This window comes from Cyclobacterium jeungdonense (genome assembly GCF_010994275.1).
In the GTDB taxonomy this organism is placed as follows: domain Bacteria; phylum Bacteroidota; class Bacteroidia; order Cytophagales; family Cyclobacteriaceae; genus Cyclobacterium; species Cyclobacterium jeungdonense.
In genome coordinates this window covers 389,557-408,574 of record NZ_WMCD01000001.1, presented here as the reverse complement: position 1 = coordinate 408,574, position 19,018 = coordinate 389,557, and the positions used below count along the sequence as shown (strand labels likewise).

Here is a 19,018-nt window from a genome sequence, read left to right as displayed (position 1 = left end):
GTTTATAATTTTCTTTTATTGGTCAGATAGCCTGTCCCGATGCTGAATCGGGAGAATCTCGCATGATTGATAATCATCCAACTGTGTGACATTTTCGTCATGCTCGATTTCATGGTGGAATAATTAAATTTGTTCAGAAAAGGAAAAGGGTTCTCTGTAAATCTTAGAAAGATAGGTGTTCGCTTCGGGATCGTTGGCAAATTGCTCGCTATCCCCCATAAATTTCAGCTTTCGTTCGACCCGATACGAAATATTGGCCAGCAAGGGTAATGCGGATGAATAAAAACCCTCCAGCATATCGCATTGCAGCATTTTATGATTGCCAGACCGCATAACTTCAATGAAATTGGAAAACAGGGTAGCTTCCTGTTCCGAACCTCTGTCTTTGGAGCTAGCAAAGGGCTTGGACTCCCCCTGATGGAATGCCCGCCAGGTGCTTCCGGTGATTTCCAGCCAACCGTCCGACCCGTAAAATAAGTTGCCTACTTCCTTTCCATCACTCCCTTCGTGATTGGTATACCTTCCACGAGCCTCGTATTCGAGCATTGTCCCATCGGCGTAATGAAATAAGGCGGTTTGGATATTCGGGGTTTCCTGCATGGACTTGTCATGCCCGTAGGTTTTCACATCCCCATAAACCATCGTGCCAGTGGTACAGTTATCAGGCAAACACGCATCCTTATTGAAACCATAAATTCCTCCCATGGAATAGATGGTTTCAGGGTGTTCGTGCTTTTGCAGCCCCCAGCGGGCGATATCCAATTGATGCGTACCGGTGTTTCCCGAATCTCCATTTCCCGTATCCCAGAACCAGTGCCAGTTGTAATGACTTCGCTTTTCATTGTAGGGCTTGTAGGGAGCAGGACCCAGCCACTGGTCATAGTGGAAGGTGGGTGGTGGATTACTGTCTTTTGCCGTTCCATAGGAATTACGGAATTTATAGGTTAGGGCACGGGCCATGTAAACGTTACCTATACCGCCTTCGTGCAGGAATTGCATGGCGTCCCTGACATTCGTATACGCCCTGTTGGTTAAGCCTACCTGCACCGTCAATCCACTCTTTTGAGCAGCCTCTATCATTTTCCTTCCTTCCCATATCGTATGGGATGCAGGCTTTTCTACATAAACATGCTTTCCTGCCTCACAGGCCCAAACCGTAGCCAGGGCATGCCAGTGATTAGGCGTAGCCATGGAAACTGCATCGATTTCTTTGTTTTCGAGAACTTTCCTTAGATCCCATTCCAGCTCCGGCTTCATACCCGTTTTATCGCTCACCATTTTGGATTTTTCATTAAAAAGTGCTTCATCCGTATCGCAAAGCACCTTCAAAACCACATTATGGCTGTCCTTCAGGTTGCAATAATTGTTAATGTGCACAGTGCCTTGGTTTCGGATTCCAATTTGAGCAAGGTGGATGCGGTCATTGGAACCCATAATGGAAGCATAACTCTTAGCACTGAATCCCAAACCACCAATGGTAATTCCAGCGGAGCTCAAAGCGGTTTTCTTTAAAAATTCTCTGCGTTTTGTCATGAGAGGAGGTAATTAATGTAGTATAATCAGGATATTAGGCATTTATTTTAATTATTTAAAATGAAAGCAGGTTTTTTTAGGTTCTTTCATGTCCCAGGATAGTATCCTCCTGTAAATTTTAATGAGAACATTTATTAATCCATATTGCTTTCCAAAGCATCTTATATTGAAATCTTAAATCTTTTAGTCCCTCAGGCAACTCCCCTTATTCTTTTTAACGTGATGTAGATACATATGAACCTGCATGAATCCACAAAACTGAAAAATATCATCGACCAATGTTGCCATGGTCAATCCAAAGCACAATATGAGCTATTCAAACAAACGTATCCCTATGCCATGGGAATTTGTTCCCGCTTTTCCTCAGGTCCTGAAGAAGCTAAAGAAATCCTTAATGATGGGTTCCTAAAGGTTTTTACGCAGATCAAACGATATACGCCAGACCGGTCCTTTGCAGGCTGGGTCCGACGAATTATGATCAATACCGCCATTGACCATTATAGAAAAAATAAAAAATACCATGACAAACATCTTGAAATCGGAGAATTAGAGGATAGGCCGGATACCGAAAAGACCCTTTCTCAGATGCATTCAGCCGATATACTCAAACTGGTACAATGCCTCCCCCCTAGCTATCGCATGGTCTTCACCTTACACGTGGTGGAAGCATACAGCCACAAGGAAATCGCGGAACACCTCGTTATTTCCATAGGTGCTTCCAAATCGAATCTCTCCAAAGCGAGACTAAAACTCCAACAGGCATTGATCGCCACTACCACTCCAACACATCAGATATATGGAAAAGGATAAAATGGATCGCCTTATCAAAGAAAAACTGGAAGCTTACCATCCTGAGTTTACGGAAACTGCCTGGATGGATTTTGCTCCTCATCTAAGCAAAATCTACTGGTGGAAATCCTGGTGGGGTTTCCCTTCCATTTCAGGGATCGTATTATTGGGGATTTACCTTTTATATCCAAGTTTCACAAAGGAACTACCGGAGAAAAATGTACAACTAGCAGAAAGTCAATCCCCGTCAATGCCATCCCCATGGGGAGAGGAACAGAAAGCGGTTCCTTCGTCAGCAGAAAGCCTTGAAGAGGAACCAGAATTGAATCTATCGGAAGCTTCTAACGCAGATTTCATAAAAAAGTCCAACGAAAAACCGGTGGACTCAATTAGCATACCAACTGAGGCAAAAACCAGAACAATGCAACGGGTCCTGGAAACAAAAGAACCTTATCCTGCTTTCCTTCGTCAACCTGGTTTGAAAAGGAATGCCGTGAACCACTACTCCGAAAACAGGCCGCGATATCATTACAGCGATCCGGGGCTGATGCGACATCTACTTGAAATTGATAACAATGCGATGACCCATCCCTCCACCACCGTAAAAGGTGTAGGGGACTTGTTTAAAATAAAGGAACCACTGCACTGGGATGTAACCGTAGGTCCGGTTGTCAGTTGGATGTATCCGGTAGATGGATTCAGTACCACGCGTTTACCCTACTCGGAAGAATTATTTTCCTGGCGATTCCCGGGAATGAATATTGAACTAGTAGTCAACCAAAAATGGTCTTTATCTACGGGGGTGATGGGTGGCAATACCGTTAATTACATTTCAGTTGGGGAAGATTATCCCATTGAAAACCTGGTGCATTTCCCCGATTGGTCGGAGGTAACCTATACGGTTGAGAACATAAAGATTGAAACCAGACAGCTGCTCCTGCCCCTTTCCCTCCGGTACCATCAAAAGATCATGGGTAATATTGGGATGAACTTCAAAGTTGGCCTTCTTGCCCATCGTATTGGCGATCAAAGCTTTGTATACGAAAAGTCTTGGTTAGCTTCATCTTTGGGCTTATCTACTGCGCTTTCTCAAGATACCTGGCAACTGTCCTACCTTCAAGGTGGTTTGGGTTTTAGCTATGATTTATTCAACCGTTTTTCCACCTTCTTGGAGGGAGCATATTGGAAAGGCATTAAGCCTATAGGTGGGGAGAAGCACCGGTACCATCTAATGGGCGTCTCCTTTGGGGTCAATTATCATTTGTTTCCAAAAGAATAAAAAACCAGATGTCCAGAAAACAATGTTTTCCTTTACTATCATTTTTTGTTACTTTTAAAGTCAATTGTAAACGAATCATTGTATTTACGCCTTCATCCGGTCAATTAAATTTCGCCCATCATGCCTAACAATTTACTTAAGTTGAGCACAACACCCTTCCAAAAAGCATTTTTTGGAATGACCATTCTTGTCGTGTTGTTGTTCACCATCAGTTGTAAAAAGGAAGTTCAGGAAGCACCTTTTTCACTAGGTGAAAAATATTATTCTGACAGCACCCAGCTTTATTTACCAGATGATCTGGAAGCCACCTTATGGGCCGAATCACCCCAATTTTTTAACCCCACCAATATGGACGTGGATATAAAAGGTAGAATTTGGGTTACTGAAGCTCTTAACTACCGATTATTCCGGAATGACCCCGAAAAATTTAAACACCATGAAGAGGGGGATCGGGTGGTGATCCTGGAAGACACGGACGGAGATGGTAAAGCGAATACTTCAAAGGTTTTTGTTCAAGACAGTGACCTGACGGCTCCACTCGGAATTTCGGTAATTGGCAATAAGGTTATCGTTTCGAGCGGGCCCTCCGTCATCATTTATACGGACGAAAATGGAGATGATAAACCCGATAATAAAGAAGTGTTTTTGACTGGTTTTGGTGGGTTTGACCATGATCATGGGCTGCATGCGGTGGTCGCCGGGCCCGATGGCAAGTATTACTTTAATGCGGGTAATGCCGGGCCCCATATTGTCACCGATAAAAGTGGCTGGACGCTACGATCGGGAAGTTTGTATAATGGCGGCTCTCCCCACATGCGCGATAACGAACCGGGAATGGTCAGCGATGATGGGAAAATGTGGGTTGGCGGAATTGCTTTACGGATCAATCCAGACGGTACCGGAATGAAAGTGCTGGGCCACAACTTTCGAAATTCCTATGAATTGGCGTTGGATTCGTATGGTAATTTATGGCAAAATGATAACGACGATGATGGCAATAAAGGAGTACGTGTTTCCTGGCTAATGGAAGGCGGAAATATGGGGTATTTCAATCCAGACGGATCCAGAAAATGGCAGGCGGATCGCCGTCCCGGCCAGTCTACGGTACGGGCTCACTGGCATCAGGATGATCCGGGAGTAATCCCAATGGGAGACAGTACGGGAGCTGGCTCTCCTACTGGACTCACCTTTTACGAAAGCGATTTAATGGGAGAAAAATACCGGGGAACTTTGCTCGCGGGTGAAGCCGGCCGAAATGTGATTTTGGCTTACAAGCCAGAGACAATGGGTGCCGGATTTAACTTAAAGCGCCACAATCTGATCACTTCCCTCAGGGAAGAGGAGGTGGAAGAAGCCAAAAGCCGGGCCACCGATGAAGACAAATCCAAATGGTTTCGCCCTAGTGATGTGGTGGTGGGAACGGATGGTGCCATATATGTTGCCGATTGGTACGACGGAATGGTCGGTGGACACCGTATGATTGATAGTACGGGTTATGGCCGGATTTATCGGATTACGCCGAAGGGTAAAAATTTACCAAAACCTGAAATAGACCTTAGCACCACTCAGGGACAGATACAAGCACTTTTAAATCCTGCCGTTAATGTGCGGAATGCAGGTTTTGCCTTATTGGCTGAAAAGGGAGAGGAGGCATTGGACGCCGTCAAGGAAATTTTGAAGGATGAAAATCCCTACCATAAGGCACGTGCCATCTGGCTGCTCGCTAATATGGGTTCGGAAGGAATGGCAGCCGTAGAAAGCCAATTGGACGCTGACAATCCAAATATTAGGCTAACTGCTTTCCGTGCTTTGAGGCAAACTGCATCCGATTTTTTACCTTATGCCCGTCAGTTGAGTACCGATTCCTCTCCGGCGGTTCGCCGGGAAGTAGCGGTGGCCCTTCGGGATATGCCACAAAATGACGTAGAAGAAATCCTGGTAGCATTGGCCTCCCAGCATGAAGGGGAAGACCGGTACTATGTAGAGGCTTTGGGCTTGGCTATGGATGGAAAAGAAGAAGCTATCTTCCCGGTATTGCAGCAAGAACTTGGAGCGGATCCCCTTACCTGGAAACCCGGATATGCAGACTTGGTATGGCGGCTGCATCCAAATCAGGCCATCGAAAGTTTGAAAGAGAGGGCCCTTTCTCCAGAATTGTCGGCTGCCGAGCGCCAACAAGCGATAGCCGCACTGGGATTTATCCATGATCAGGAGGCTGTCAATGCCATGCAGGAAATCGCCGCTTCTGAACTGATGGGGGCGAAAGACCGCGCTTTGTGGTGGTTGCGTTACCGAAGAAACAATGAATGGAATGCATTTGCCATGGAAATTCCCGAGCTGGAAGCCAACATCAGCCCCCAAATTCAGGAAGACATGCTAGAATTAAAATCTATCCTGGAAAATAACACTGTTCCAAAACAAGAAAAAATCAAAGCTGCGAAAACAATGGCAGCTGATCGAATTGGTGGTCAAATGCTGCTTGCGCTCGCGGAAAAGGAAGCCCTTTCGGAAGACTTAATGGCCGAGGTCAGTGGCGTAATTTTCCAAAACCCGGAACAAGCCACCCGCGTGTTGGCAGGAGACTATTTCACGCACCCTTCCAAACCTGCCCCACTTTCCGTGTCGGAAATTACAGCCCTTGAAGGCGACCCTGCCAAAGGAAAGCTGGTTTATCAAGGCAAATGCGCCACCTGCCACCGTATAGGTGATGAAGGCCGGAATATCGGCCCTGATCTCAGCATGATCGGAGCCAAACTGGATCAGGAAGGTTTGTTGGATGCGATCACCAATCCAAGTGCAGGGGTTGCTTTTGGCTATGAAATGTGGTTGATCACCCTAAAGGATGGAACAGTCGCTTCCGGTTTTCTTCAGGCTGATGGACCTATTGTCGTATTAGAAGGCATGCAAAACGAGGTTTACAACATCAAAGCAGAAGATATCGCTTCCCGGGAACGGTTTTCCCGCAGCATCATGCCGGAACCTGTTGAATTGGACATGAACGAAGCTGATGTGGCGCACCTTACGGCTTACTTGACGGAGCTGAATTCAGAATAGTGGCTAGATCCATTTCTTTTACTTCTTAAAGTAAAAAAGGCTAAAAATGCTTATGCCATAGCGTTTAAATTCTATTTATAAAGAATGGTGACCTTGTTTCGTCTTACCTTGGCAACTGGTCATTACAAATCGTTGCTACTTTTTGCTGCGGAGCATGTCCCGAGCACCGGATCAGAAGCAAAAAAGTAGCTAAAATCTGCAAGGCGATAGTATATAGGAAAAAATAAATTTAACCTTTTATTTCCGTTGATTGTGGTAAATTTTGGTTTTCTTAAACGAATTCTATGAGAATTGTACAATTCAAGCATACCGACAACTCCACTCAGGTAGGCATGGTGGAAGGGAACAAACTCCGGCTACTTAAGGAAGTAACCAACAGCTATGAGCTGGCTCAAAAGGTGTTCGAAACGGGAAAATTCCTTACCACACTGATTGAGGATCTTTTGAGTACGAAAACCGTGGCTTATGAGCCCCTCATCGCCTCTAACCAGATTTTACTGCCACTGACGCATCCCGACCCCTACCGATCCTGGATAACAGGAACCGGGCTTACCCATCTGGGATCAGCTGCCTCCCGGGACAAAATGCACCAGAAATTTGAAAACAGTGATCCCGATGAGCTAACGGATTCCATGAAGATGTTTCAGATGGGACTGGATGGGGGCAAAATGAACAATAACGAGCCTGGAGTACAGCCCGAGTGGTTTTACAAAGGAAATGGGCTTTGTGTAGTCCCATCTGGTCATCCCTTGGTATCCCCACCATTTGCACTGGATGCAGGAGAGGAACCCGAACTGGCTGGACTTTACGTCATCGATCCCGATGGGGATCCTTTTCGGGTAGGTTTTGCCATAGGAAATGAGTTTTCGGATCATAAGATGGAAAAAATAAATTATCTCTACCTGGCTCATTCCAAACTCCGGGCCAGTGCTTATGGTCCAGAACTGCTTATTAGCGAACTCCCGGATCACTTGCAGGGACACAGTTCTATAATAAGAAAAGGTAAAGTGGTTTGGCAAAAGGATTTTCTAACGGGAAATGCCAATATGAGTCATAATATTGCCAATCTGGAATACCACCATTTCAAATACGAGCTTTTCAGACAGCCAGGCGATGTGCATGTCCATTATTTTGGCACCGCCGTGGCCAGCTTTGCCGATGGCATAGAGGTGCAGGATGGGGACCGTTTTGAAATAGCCATTCCGGAATTTGGAAAGCCTTTGGTCAATCCGTTGAAGCAGTTGTAGGGGATTGAATTAGATTGAATGAGATTGGAGGAGATTGAGGGGAGATTGGCCTTCGATATGCTCATGCGCTACAGGTGCTGGGTTGAGAGGGATTGATGGGATTGGCCCTCGACAAGCTCTGGCATCGCAGGCGACAGGTTGAAAGGAAACTTGAAAGAGTTTATTTGTTAAGATACCTTCCTTACTTAAAACTAAATCAGTTTGAAACCTCATAACTTCCAAAAACCGATGGGTCGACTGGTTGAAAGAGCAATTGAGAAAAAAGGTAGAGCCCGCTTTTCCATACTTTAAAATCATGTCCACCCGGTTCGATATAATAAATATGGGGAACCCCATGCTGTTCGAGGTATTCATGGGTGCGTTCGCTGAAGCGGAGCAGCCGGTCTTCATCTCCGCAGGAAAGCCACAACACTTTTAATCGGTCCTTTACTGCCTCCGGGTCGGGAATCAACGCTTCCGGTGCCTTGGTATTGGGAGCAGAGGAAAAACCACCTACCCAGGCAAAAGTATCCAGATTACCAAGGCCAAAATTAAGAGATTGACCTCCTCCCATGGACAAACCGGCAATGGCCCTACTCTCCCGGTCTTTTTTAACCTGGTAATTTTCTTCTATATAAGGAATGAGATCATTCAACAGGTCTTTATCAAAAATGGCAAAGGCCTCTACTTTATCAGGGGCCATCACATTTCCTGCGGCACGATCATCCTTCATTGCCCGGCCGTTGGGCAATACTACAATCATAGGTTCTATTTTTCCATCGGCATAGAGGTTATCCAAAATAACATGAGTACTCCCTCCTCTTAGCCACTCTTCCTCATCTCCTCCAATGCCGTGCAATAGGTATAATACAGGGTATTCCTTTGTTTCGGAATAACCTGGGGGCAAATAGACGAAAGCCCTGCGGACGGTATCCACCGTTTTTGAGGCATAATGTATGGTATCTATTTTCCCCGTGGGAATTCCAGTTCTTGCCTGATCAAAGTTGGCTGTAGGCTGTATTTCAAAATCCTGCGCATATATGCCGTTACACAACAACAAACTGAATAAGGAAAATAAAAGATTCTTCATCAGGGATTAGTTGCCCATTTAGGTCTAACGAGATTTTGTTTTTCTTTGTAGGAAATCCTCCGCAGGTCTAAGGCTTGGAGTATTGGCTGTTGGGAAATCCGGAGGAATAGGAAAACTCACCTTGCCGGTTGCCAGCCATTCAGTCACCCGTACCACCGTGGTTTGATATCCTGCACAGCGGTAGGCCGGCGGATACGTTTCCCCCTCCCAAAGGTGACCCAAGCTGGAATTGTATACCTTGCCTTTTCCAAAGTCTACCACCCATTCTACGGGCCAATTTTTCTGGGTACTGGTGCTGTCATAAGCATAAGACAAAACCTCAAGGTTTTTTGCATCCCCGCGCGGAAAGTAATACACTTCGGTATTTACCGTCTGCCAGGCATCGGGAAAATCCCGATTGATTGGGTGTCTGTTTAAAAGTTGAATCACAGCGTTAAACCGGTCACCATGGCCGGTGCCTTGCCCTTCTCCCGGTGGGTAGTGGATAAGGTTTCCCTCTGGACCAATTTCCAGTGAACTGCCGGCAGATTTTGACCGCCATCCCAATCCTATCATTTCGTCGTAAGCCTCCCAATGAGAAAATGCATTGTTAGCGGAATGAAGGATATACAATCCGCCTCCATCACTCACATATTTTTCCAATGCTTTTTCTGCTTTTTGGGGCCACTTTATACTGGAATCATGGATGTTATTTGTGTTTTGTATGATCACGGCATATTGGTCAAATGCCGGTAGCCATGACTGCCTTGCTATACTGTCTTGCGGAACCGTACTGATATCGACTTTAAACCGTCCGCTTTCTTCCAAAATCCATTGGGTGACGGCTGAGGTCTGCTGCCAATCGTGGTTGCTAAATCCATCTACGATTAAAACCGATATGCTTTCGGCTTCCTGCGCTTGGGAAACGGGTTTGATTATTAAAAATACATTCAGAAAAAACAACAAGCGGTACCCATTATGCCAGATAGACCGTTTTGAGTAACTATTAATGAATGGGTTCATTTGGTTAATGGGTTAGCCTTTAAATAGTAATTTATTGATTTACAGAATCTTGGTAAAGAAAAAACTAATATCCAGGAGCTCCGCCTCGTAAAATAAATAATCTCTCTTGGAAACTTTTATGAATTTGGATAAAACCTGAGTCAGGTTGGATAGTGAATATACGATTTTTGATCGATTTTTTGGTTCTAAAGGTTTTACAAAATTAAGACTTCCCATCTCCTCCCCTTTAGAATACCAGCTTCTTGAGCGGGATCTTGGGAACCTTTACTCTGGTTTTGATCAATAAAATCCTTCATTCTTAAAGTAGAAAGCCTTAATCCGGCAAGGATGCCCATTCTGAAGGAACTGCATTGGGATGGCTGCAGTTGACATCAGTATTGAGTAGCTAATTGCAATAGGGCGTACATAAATTCAGGACCACCAGTTATGGCCTCATAATGATCATGTTGATTGGTCGCCATCGGTAATGGATTTCCATCAGTAAGAAATAAATCAATTCCTATCTGTGCAAAGTATTCCGCACGTCTAAGAAATTTCTCCTCTCCTGTCAATTCATAGGAGTTAATCATGTGTTTTACCACATTGGCAAAGGCATCAGGTTTTTGTAGTTGATCTTGCTCCGGGGATGCCAACAGATACTGCTCGGCAGACGAAATAATTAATTTTTTATACTGATCTGCCAGTTGCGGGTGGCTTTGTTTGAGTTGTTGATACCTGGCAAACAATAAATTGGCCAAATCCGAATGCGTGGAATAACCGTATCCAGTTGCCCAAACGGCAGTATACGGATTATTCATATCCCGTTGGCGAGGCTCTCCGGTTTTTGCGTCTAATGTTACTGTAAAGCCACCTCCTTCAATAATGGGATGCTTTGTCCGATGGAAATCCAAATCCTGTTTCATCGCCAAATTCTCCATTCTGCCAGCCAGTTGTTTATCAACCCCCGCGATCTGATCGGCCGCCTTCCAAAGACACCTTGCCATCTCAAGGTTGTTATTCAACCATACGACGTTAATATGATCACCTTGTTCTGCTCTTCCAGCTATCAGGTAACCCGATTCAGCTATTTTCATATTGGCTTCCATCCGACCCAGAACGGTAGAAATCGCCTTTGTCAAATCACTCCTTCTCTTTTTTTGCAGGTTATCCGTTCGAACATAAGCATCGGTCCATGTTAAGATCATTTGTCCGGCATATCGGGGAAATTCAAATCCCTGATACGTTTCACGGGTTGACCAACGGGCATGCCTGGAAAAATCACCTGTTTTTTTGCTGTCGATTTGATTATCCCATAAACCCAATGCAAAACGCCAACTAGCTTCAGGAGCCATTTCATAACATTGATCCCAGAATGGCCATTCTCCATTAATCTCATGAATGTCTATTCCCCCACATGATTCACTGCGAAAATCCCAGTACAGGTGCTCTCCCCAAGCCATCAATCCAGTTTCCGGACTTTGGCAATTAGTAAAGAAGTATTTCAATGCCTGGTCTGCTTCTTCGGCATATTTCTCTTCACCCGTCAAGCTGGTCAATTGATACAGAATAGCATAAAGAGACCGATGCTCTTGTGGGTTTGCCCCTCCCAATGACCTGTCACTATCCCGTACTCCTGAAATTTTGCCGAAACTTTCTGCTGAACCTAAATTCATCCCAGACCTGTCAAGTGCAGCCGCAAATAGGGGCGAATGCGCATCGCCGTAGCTGTCTCGGCCCTTTTCTATCATCGCATCGGCATAAGCCTTCACTATTTCCAATAGTCGATCTTTTTCCCTTTCAAAACCTGAAGCTGAGGCATAAAAACTCACGGTTAACATCCCCATAAGTAAAATGTAAACTCGCTTTAAATCAATTGTTCTTTTAATCATATTCATGTAAACACGTTATTGTTTGGGAATCGCGTTGGTTCTTTTTGCCCACTGCTGCCATAAATCAGAAAGTTCCCTTACCCTATCCGGATGTTTTTGGGCTAAATCCATCGTTTCGGTTCTGTCTTTTTCCATATCATAAAGCTCCCATTGATCCGAAGCCAGCGTATTCACTTTCCTAAAATGCCCTGAATTGTCATATGCTTTTGAAACTAGCTTCCATTTTCCTTTTCTTAGCCCGCGATTGCCCTCATGCTCAAAATAAATAGCTTCCCTTTCAATGGCCTCATTATTCGCAAACACGCCTTTAAGACTCTTGCCCTCCATAGGAACTATAGCATTTCCCTTGAATTCCGAGGGGTAGGTAGCTCCAGTTATATCCACTACGGTAGCCATTATATCAATTAAATGACCGGGCTGATGCCGAATCTGACCCCTGTCTCTTATTACAGCAGGCCAATGGGCAATTAATGGAGTTGCGACGCCGCCTTCATTCACCCAATGCTTGAATTCCCGAAAGGGGGTGTTGGATACATTGGCCCAGACAGGCCCGTATGCATGGTACGTCTGATCGCTGCCGGCCATCACGTTTTTGCCCATGACGACCACCGGAAAACCTTCCCTGTTTTGTTTAGGAAACATCTGCGTCTGCAATTCATCGGAGCCCATCGGAGGATAAGCTCGCAAATCAGAAAGTTCATTATTTTCATTAGTAGCCTGTACCCAATTCAACGTTTCAGCACAGCCACCATTGTCCTGCAAAAAAAGAATCAGTGTATTATCCAACATCCCTTTTTCCTTTAATTTATCCACAATTTTACCTATACCCTTATCCATTCTGGTAATCATGGCTGCATAAACTTCCATATTGCGGGCGTGCCAATCCTGGTTTTGTAGGGTATCCCAGGCTGCTACCGGCTCTGAGAGTGGCCAGTTTTCATCAATCATTCCCATTGATTTCAAACGCTCATACCTTTTCTCTCTAATTGTTGCCATTCCCTGATCATAATTTCCTTTTTGCAACGCAATTTCATCCTCTGGGGCGTGTAGTGGCCAGTGTGGAGAGGTGTAGGCAACATACATAAAAAACGGATCTTCCTCCGATTCCCAGGTATGTTCTTCTATGTATTTCGTGGCATTGTCACTAATGGCATCTGTATAATACCACTTTTGTTCCGGGGAATACTCTGGATCATTAAATGGTGTAATAAACGTATTGTTCCGAGTTAATGTCCAGGGATCCCATAAACTTCCTGCTCCGATGATGGTACCGTAAAACTTATCAAATCCCCTTTGCAAGGGCCAATTATACTTAAGCGAATCAATATCCTTCAGGTTTCGGGCCACGTGCCATTTACCCGACATGTAGGTCCGGTAGCCTGCCGGTTGAAGCATTTCAGCCATGGTTACACACTGACTACCAATCTCACCTCTGTAACCAGGCAAATTTTCGTCTTCAGTCATAAACCCCATGCCTGTTTGGGATGGATATAAACCGGTAAGCAACGAAGCCCGGGTAGGACAGCAACGGGCAGTATTGTAGAACTGAGAAAAACGAAGCCCGTTATTAGCCAATGAGTCCAATTCCGGTGTAGCTATTTCACCTCCGTATGAACCCAGATCTGAAAAACCCATATCATCCGCCAAAATGACGATGATATTAGGCCTAGCACTTTGAAGATTACTTGTGCCCCTCTCAGATTGACCATTAGTAGAATACTCTGATGCCGGAGAATGACAACGGATAACTAATCCAATGAAAAGAAACGCTATAATTATTTTTTTTCCCGGCATGTTAATTCTTTTAATTTATTAATGGTTGATAAATACCTTACCCAATACTAATGGCATAGATTAGAACAAGGTTGCAATTTAATAGCATATCTATCAACCGACATAAACCAAAAATAGGGAGAATAATTTAATCCACTAGTGATTGTTCCAATATCAGGCCTTTAGGTGCTCTTTCATTATGTCAAATATATGATTTGCTTAGCTTTCTATGGGTGCGATTTGATAGGGGCCTATTTTTCTGTCCCAGCCATGTTGTACTATTTGATGGTTTCCTTGATTTGGTTGTTCTGAATAAAGCTTCAAATTCCCGTATAAGAAGGCATTAGACCAGTCACTATGGCCATTCAGGAGATTGGCGGACCAGCAAACGAGCCTTTAAGAAAAGTAGGCAATAAAGAAAGCCGCTCAAAAAAAGCTAGCCATTTTTCATGGAATACGTCTGATTAAAGCAGATCAGTTTAGTCAAGTACAAAGAGCAAAAGAAGCAAGTGTACTACTGCCCTTAAACTTATAAAAACCCAATTGCAACCAATCCATTTCGATCCTAATCGTAATATAGTTTTAGGTATAAAACAAAAAATCATACCCCAGAATGCTCTTCAATTTTTTGTCTATAGTCCAAAGTTGGAGCTCATTTTTTTTTACTGCGTTAACAATTACCGCATCAATAATTCCCACTCCATGGTGAACAAAATCGGAGTTGTATGAAAGTAAACCTGATGCTAAAATCAAATACAGTTCATCCAGAGCGGGAACCAAAGAGACATATTCCAGGATGACATTTACTTCTCTTTTCCCTTAAGCACCCTGCAATAGTTCGGCAAAAATCAGCTCAAGACTGAAAACCCTGCCATTCTCAAGAAGTTCCTGACAGGTATTGAAAAAATTGGGATTCCCTCTCAGGTATTCAATCCAGGTGGAAGTATCGAACACCACCCCTTTCATTCTCGGTTCAGGTCTCGCATTTCCTGTGCGGAATATTTAAACGCCAAAGGTTCATTTAATACAGCAACTCCAAGTTGCTTGATTTTCTGGGACCTATTGTAAGAAATTAAAGCGATTTTAAGGGTTTCTGTAATCGTTTTTGACTTGGACAAATCCATCGCCTCGGCGATCAACTCGTCTGGAATAATGGCGGTAACTTTCATAAAAAAAACTTTTTACGTATATACGATAAAGTATCGTATTATTACCTATTGTTAAAAGCCAAATTCTAAACAAACTGGACCCACAGGATTTTACTTGAATTGGTGGAGCTGTACGCGATTTAACTCCAACAATAGAAAAAGCCAACGGTCTCCCCTATACAACAGGGATCCCTTTATTGATCAGGACTGCTGTCATCTTTCTCCAGAAACTGTAATACCTGACGCTCCACAAAACTGTTTTCATGGGGTATCATTCCACCCAGTGCTTCATTTAGTTTGGCTGAATTAATCCCATGATCTGAATATAACTTCAGTAAATTTACCAGCTGTGGACCATTCATCTGGCCAAGATTCGCTATTGAATGATCCACCACTTCCGGATTTAAATGGGCTGCTTCTTCCAATTGATCAATAATCAGGTTTTCTATGCCATGGTCTACCTTACCGATAAGTTTGAAAAGCTGAAGTTGGAAATCATCCGATTCCAGCTGTTCAATAGTAAGTGATTTCAATAACAGGTAGGACTGGAAATATTCATCTTCAAGTAAGATTTTAATTAATTCATCTATCAGCAAATCATTTAATTCCGGCAGTAAGTCAAGCCGTTCCAATGCCCAGGTTCTGTCACTTTGATCTGGACTTTTTAGGATTTCGGTAAACAAATTCGGATCAAGTTGCTTTTCTGTCAGCTCCATGACCTGCTGCTGTACAGGACCATGGACCACATGCCATAATTTATGGGTAGTATAGGCAGCTCCGGGTACCACATATTCCAGCACATCCTTAGCCGTAGCACCTGATACCCCATCTACTGAATTATTGGCCTGATCAGGATTTTTTACTAAATCTTCAAAAGCATAGTTTCCCAACGGAAGGAATGGATCAGCCAGCAGGTCATGCAATTGCTCGTACTCTTTTTGAGTAAACGGTTCGTGGTCATATTTACTAAGGAACTCTCCATCAAGCAGCTCAAAACCCAGGTACCTTCCTGTTATGTTCCAGTATACGACAATTTTCAGGGGCCTGCACTTGTTATCAAAGCAAACTCCTGTATGAAGTTCCATGAAATAATGCAGTGGCGTACCACTAGATGTCTTTGCCTGAAAAATCTCCTCCCCTTCTGGTGAATCTTTAATGGATACGGTGATAACCTCCGTGGAATCGGCGACAGGTATGGTGGAAGGTTGAAAATATCGGATACCCTCTCCATATTCTAAAGAAAAAAGGATTATTGAAATCCCAACCAAAACGCTCTTGATCCAATTGATCATTTATCTATTATTTGAATAACCTACCTAAGCTTCCGGTACGATCCCTCCATGTTCTTTTAGCATATTTTTCAACTCACCGAGAGGAACTTCAGCCGGAGTAACCTGGTGTTTAATGGCCAAAACGGCTGCTGCGGCCGCTGCCTGTCCCATTCCCATGCAGGATGCCTGTACCCTTAGCGCGGAATTAGCCAGTCGATCACTACTCAGGCAACGCCCAGCCACCAGGAAATTCTGACTATTCTTAGGTATTAAAGCTCTAAGTGGTATTGTGGCAACAATGTCCTCTTTTAAAAATTCCTGGTAGATGGATTCTCCATTTCTATGCAAATCAATCGGATAAAAAGAATAAGACAAGGAGTCGGAAAATACCTTCCCTGAAACGTAATCTTCATGAGTGACTTTATAAAGTCCGTCAATACGGTAGGTTTCCCGAACGGCTGTTTCTGTCTGCGCATCCATTAATTTTAATTTTTCGCATCCCGGAAAAGTTCGCAATTTCCTGATCAGGTTCAATAGGGAGGCTCTGCCCTCCATGTTGGCTTTTGTATGAAGGGTTGCAGTCGAAGAATCAGCACCATGGACATATACATAATTATAGGGTACAGTAGGAGGAAAATTATTCACCGAAGACTCCACCTTCACTTCATCGTTGATGAGCATATTCTGCCGAAGTCGGCCATGGTATTCCTGTGGAATTTTAGAAAGGTCCAGTGATTCAAAATCATAGCCTCCAATCCGAAAGATAAACGACCCTGGTTGCGTATCCTTCTCTCTCAACAAGTCAAATCCAGCTATCGAAGCAGCAGCAGCATTACCGGAACAATCGATGATCTGATCACAGATTATTTCATGGGCTACTCCCTTACCTACCGTTTTAACTGTCCATTTTCCGCTATTAAAGGTGATTTCCGTTGGAGTCTCATAGTAATGAATCGCAACACCTGCCTCCCTGCACTTTTCCTCCGCCAGCAAGGCATAAAGTGCTTTATTGACCGTTACCTGGTGCCTCCAATGACGAATGGTATCATTATTGGGAATGATGGAGAAATTGGGGAGAATATCATCGTTAAGTTTTACCGCTTCCATCACAAGCTCCCATCCTATTCCTCCGATAATCTGCTTTCCCCAGGCATGGAATATCCCGGGAAAGGATACCCCTCCGGTGGTAGTTGTCCCTCCCAATTGGCTGCCACTTTCAATCAGGGTGGTTTTGGCCCCTGCCCTACCCGCCTGAATGGCGGCAATTACGCCAGCGGTACCCCCTCCGACAATTAAAATATCTGTTTCAATTTTTTGCTTTTTGATGGTATAGGGTGCTGCCAGAACATCCCCTTTTGTAAGCTGCGGGGCGGTCAGTCCTACGGATATCGCACCCATCCTGGCAATCATTTCTCTTCTTTTCATCTTCTATTGATTTGCATAGCTTGAAAGCCCTGCCAGGTTTTGAAAACCTGGCAGGGCTGAAAATTAATAGGGATTAATCTGTGAATATAAAAAGAATTAGCTGCTTTTTGGACAAAAGCTTTTGACTACCAGAAGGTTTTCCCCTTCTTAAAAATAAAGCCTGTTTTTATCCATCTCCATAATCATCTTGTCCAATAGCCACTCAAATGAGACGATTACCTAACAGGAAGCAACGTGAATTAGCGGGCAATTGAATGGATTAAGTTGCCTTTCGAGCAAAAATCTGGTAATTTTAAGCTGATAATTACAATAAAATGTAGTCGGATTTCTGTAAAAACTGAAATAAATAGATCCAATCTACCGGTATTGGGTTCAAATAGGATCCACTGATTAAAAATTCCGGTGGATTGCCGAATTTTATACCATCCCTTATGAACAGTAGAAGAAATTTTATCCATAAATCCCTGCAATTGGGAGCTTTCACGGGTATAGCTTCCATTTTACCCGGATATCATTTTAACACGACAGCAGCTATGAATTCAAAAACAAAATTTGACAAAGTCACCCTTCCGGCCAACTTTGGCCTTGGAGGAGTAGCCATAGGCAATGGTTTCAGACCTACCACCGATGAACAGGCCCAGCTGGCACTGGAAGGTGCCTGGGAAGCCGGAGTACGGTTTTTTGATACCTCCCCCTGGTATGGACTGGGACTAAGCGAAAGGCGGTTTGGACGTTTCCTTCACAACCAAAACCGGGAAGATTATACACTGGCCACTAAAGTAGGCAGGCTATTAAAAGCCGCAAGGAAGGCACCCGGAAACAATTCCTGGAAAGATGCCTCGCCCTTTGACTACGAATACGACTACAGTGCTTCCGGTGTGCGCAGGTCCGTAGAAGACAGCCTGCAGCGGCTGGGCATTAACAGCATTGACATCGTCTTTATCCATGACCTCTCCCCTGAAAATGGAGACATCGATTGGAAAGAGCACTTCAAAGTAGCCGCCGCAGGGGCCATGCCCGAGCTGACGAAAATGCGGGAAGAAGGTTTGATCAAAGGCTGGGGCCTGGGAGTCAATCGCATAGAACCCATACTGGAAACCCTCAAAGTGGCCGATCCGGATGTTTGCCTTTCTGCGACCCAATACTCGCTCATGTATCATGAAGATGCCCTGGAGCGTTTGTTTCCGGCATGTTCGGAGAATGGAGTGGACATCGTGGTAGGTGCTCCTTTGAATGCCGGCTTCCTGGCTGGCATAGATCGGTACAATTACTGGGGAGAGATGCCGGAAGGATTTAAGGAGAAAAGGCGTCACATGACCGAAATTGCCAAACGGCATGGGATAGACCTGATCTCTGCCGCCTTGCAGTTCTCTGCCGCCCCTGATGTAGTATCGGCAGTCATTCCCGGGACACGGTATCCCGATCAGGCCAAGGCGAATGTGGAAGCCATGAAAGTTAAAATTCCACAGGCATTTTGGGAGGAGCTGGTGGAGATGAATTTGATTTCGGAAAAAGCGCCCTGGCCGCAGTGATTCCGATATTTTTTATTTAGGGTTGGGA

At 44.4% G+C, this 19,018-nt stretch carries 14 protein-coding genes; 5 read left to right on the top strand and 9 right to left on the bottom strand.

Annotated elements, in window-relative coordinates; translation table 11 throughout:
* Window positions 1-123 precede the first annotated feature (123 nt).
* Complete coding sequence (locus GKS34_RS01565; RefSeq protein WP_163383056.1) at window positions 124-1,533, bottom strand: Gfo/Idh/MocA family protein; 1,410 nt, start codon at window positions 1,531-1,533, stop codon at window positions 124-126.
* A 234-nt stretch (window positions 1,534-1,767) separates the two neighbouring features.
* Here GKS34_RS01565 and GKS34_RS01560 point away from each other — a divergent pair, with 234 nt between their 5' ends.
* The 4 genes from GKS34_RS01560 to araD1 all read left to right on the top strand — a co-directional run bounded on the left by GKS34_RS01560 (window position 1,768) and on the right by araD1 (window position 7,902).
* Entirely contained in the window at window positions 1,768-2,343 is a 576-nt protein-coding gene (locus GKS34_RS01560) for an RNA polymerase sigma factor (RefSeq protein ID WP_163383055.1), read from the top strand.
* The gene (locus GKS34_RS01555; RefSeq protein ID WP_163383054.1) at window positions 2,330-3,601 is read left to right on the top strand and encodes a hypothetical protein; all 1,272 of its coding nucleotides are present in this window, start codon (window positions 2,330-2,332) and stop codon (window positions 3,599-3,601) included. The genes GKS34_RS01560 and GKS34_RS01555 overlap by 14 nt, the downstream gene beginning before the upstream one ends.
* A 120-nt stretch (window positions 3,602-3,721) precedes the next feature.
* Complete coding sequence (locus GKS34_RS01550) at window positions 3,722-6,655, top strand: PVC-type heme-binding CxxCH protein (RefSeq protein ID WP_163383053.1); 2,934 nt, start codon at window positions 3,722-3,724, stop codon at window positions 6,653-6,655.
* 284 nt (window positions 6,656-6,939) lie between these two features.
* Window positions 6,940-7,902: an AraD1 family protein gene (gene araD1 / locus GKS34_RS01545; RefSeq protein WP_163383052.1), complete on the top strand. Its 963-nt coding sequence runs from the start codon at window positions 6,940-6,942 to the stop codon at window positions 7,900-7,902.
* A gap of 196 nt (window positions 7,903-8,098) precedes the next feature.
* Here the strand turns inward: araD1 and GKS34_RS01540 are convergent, their stop codons facing one another.
* The 8 genes from GKS34_RS01540 to GKS34_RS01505 all read right to left on the bottom strand — a co-directional run bounded on the left by GKS34_RS01540 (window position 8,099) and on the right by GKS34_RS01505 (window position 17,458).
* Entirely contained in the window at window positions 8,099-8,971 is an 873-nt protein-coding gene (locus tag GKS34_RS01540) for an alpha/beta hydrolase (protein WP_163383051.1), read from the bottom strand.
* A gap of 24 nt (window positions 8,972-8,995) precedes the next feature.
* Window positions 8,996-9,973 (bottom strand): ThuA domain-containing protein, encoded by a 978-nt coding sequence (locus tag GKS34_RS01535; protein WP_163383050.1) that lies wholly within the window; start codon window positions 9,971-9,973, stop codon window positions 8,996-8,998.
* A 371-nt stretch (window positions 9,974-10,344) separates the two neighbouring features.
* Window positions 10,345-11,847: a hypothetical protein gene (locus GKS34_RS01530; RefSeq protein WP_163383049.1), complete on the bottom strand. Its 1,503-nt coding sequence runs from the start codon at window positions 11,845-11,847 to the stop codon at window positions 10,345-10,347.
* 9 nt (window positions 11,848-11,856) lie between these two features.
* Window positions 11,857-13,635 carry an arylsulfatase gene (locus GKS34_RS01525; protein ID WP_163383048.1) on the bottom strand — a complete coding sequence of 593 codons (1,779 nt, stop codon included), beginning with the start codon at window positions 13,633-13,635 and terminating at the stop codon, window positions 11,857-11,859.
* A 798-nt stretch (window positions 13,636-14,433) separates the two neighbouring features.
* Entirely contained in the window at window positions 14,434-14,580 is a 147-nt protein-coding gene (locus GKS34_RS23365) for a PIN domain-containing protein (RefSeq protein ID WP_240459151.1), read from the bottom strand.
* Window positions 14,577-14,783: a type II toxin-antitoxin system VapB family antitoxin gene (locus GKS34_RS01515; RefSeq protein WP_163383047.1), complete on the bottom strand. Its 207-nt coding sequence runs from the start codon at window positions 14,781-14,783 to the stop codon at window positions 14,577-14,579. The genes GKS34_RS23365 and GKS34_RS01515 overlap by 4 nt, the downstream gene beginning before the upstream one ends.
* 173 nt (window positions 14,784-14,956) lie before the next feature.
* Entirely contained in the window at window positions 14,957-16,054 is a 1,098-nt protein-coding gene (locus GKS34_RS01510; protein ID WP_163383046.1) for a hypothetical protein, read from the bottom strand.
* Window positions 16,055-16,078: 24 nt separating this feature from the next.
* Window positions 16,079-17,458, bottom strand: coding sequence for an FAD-dependent oxidoreductase (locus tag GKS34_RS01505; protein ID WP_163383045.1), 1,380 nt, complete (start codon window positions 17,456-17,458; stop codon window positions 16,079-16,081).
* A 431-nt stretch (window positions 17,459-17,889) separates the two neighbouring features.
* Between GKS34_RS01505 and GKS34_RS01500 the strand changes: the two genes are divergently transcribed.
* Entirely contained in the window at window positions 17,890-18,990 is a 1,101-nt protein-coding gene (locus GKS34_RS01500; protein ID WP_163383044.1) for an aldo/keto reductase, read from the top strand.
* Window positions 18,991-19,018 lie beyond the last annotated feature (28 nt).

Excerpts from the sequence above, each read along its gene's own strand:
- GKS34_RS01565 (WP_163383056.1), bottom strand. The coding sequence starts at position 1,533 with ATGACAAAACGCAGAGAATTTTTAAAGAAAACCGCTTTGAGCTCCGCT.
- GKS34_RS01560 (WP_163383055.1), top strand. The coding sequence starts at position 1,768 with ATGAACCTGCATGAATCCACAAAACTGAAAAATATCATCGACCAATGT.
- GKS34_RS01555 (WP_163383054.1), top strand. The coding sequence starts at position 2,330 with ATGGAAAAGGATAAAATGGATCGCCTTATCAAAGAAAAACTGGAAGCT.
- GKS34_RS01550 (WP_163383053.1), top strand. The coding sequence starts at position 3,722 with ATGCCTAACAATTTACTTAAGTTGAGCACAACACCCTTCCAAAAAGCA.
- araD1 (WP_163383052.1), top strand. The coding sequence starts at position 6,940 with ATGAGAATTGTACAATTCAAGCATACCGACAACTCCACTCAGGTAGGC.
- GKS34_RS01540 (WP_163383051.1), bottom strand. The coding sequence starts at position 8,971 with ATGAAGAATCTTTTATTTTCCTTATTCAGTTTGTTGTTGTGTAACGGC.
- GKS34_RS01535 (WP_163383050.1), bottom strand. The coding sequence starts at position 9,973 with ATGAACCCATTCATTAATAGTTACTCAAAACGGTCTATCTGGCATAAT.
- GKS34_RS01530 (WP_163383049.1), bottom strand. The coding sequence starts at position 11,847 with ATGAATATGATTAAAAGAACAATTGATTTAAAGCGAGTTTACATTTTA.
- GKS34_RS01525 (WP_163383048.1), bottom strand. The coding sequence starts at position 13,635 with ATGCCGGGAAAAAAAATAATTATAGCGTTTCTTTTCATTGGATTAGTT.
- GKS34_RS23365 (WP_240459151.1), bottom strand. The coding sequence starts at position 14,580 with ATGAAAGGGGTGGTGTTCGATACTTCCACCTGGATTGAATACCTGAGA.
- GKS34_RS01515 (WP_163383047.1), bottom strand. The coding sequence starts at position 14,783 with ATGAAAGTTACCGCCATTATTCCAGACGAGTTGATCGCCGAGGCGATG.
- GKS34_RS01510 (WP_163383046.1), bottom strand. The coding sequence starts at position 16,054 with ATGATCAATTGGATCAAGAGCGTTTTGGTTGGGATTTCAATAATCCTT.
- GKS34_RS01505 (WP_163383045.1), bottom strand. The coding sequence starts at position 17,458 with ATGAAAAGAAGAGAAATGATTGCCAGGATGGGTGCGATATCCGTAGGA.
- GKS34_RS01500 (WP_163383044.1), top strand. The coding sequence starts at position 17,890 with ATGAACAGTAGAAGAAATTTTATCCATAAATCCCTGCAATTGGGAGCT.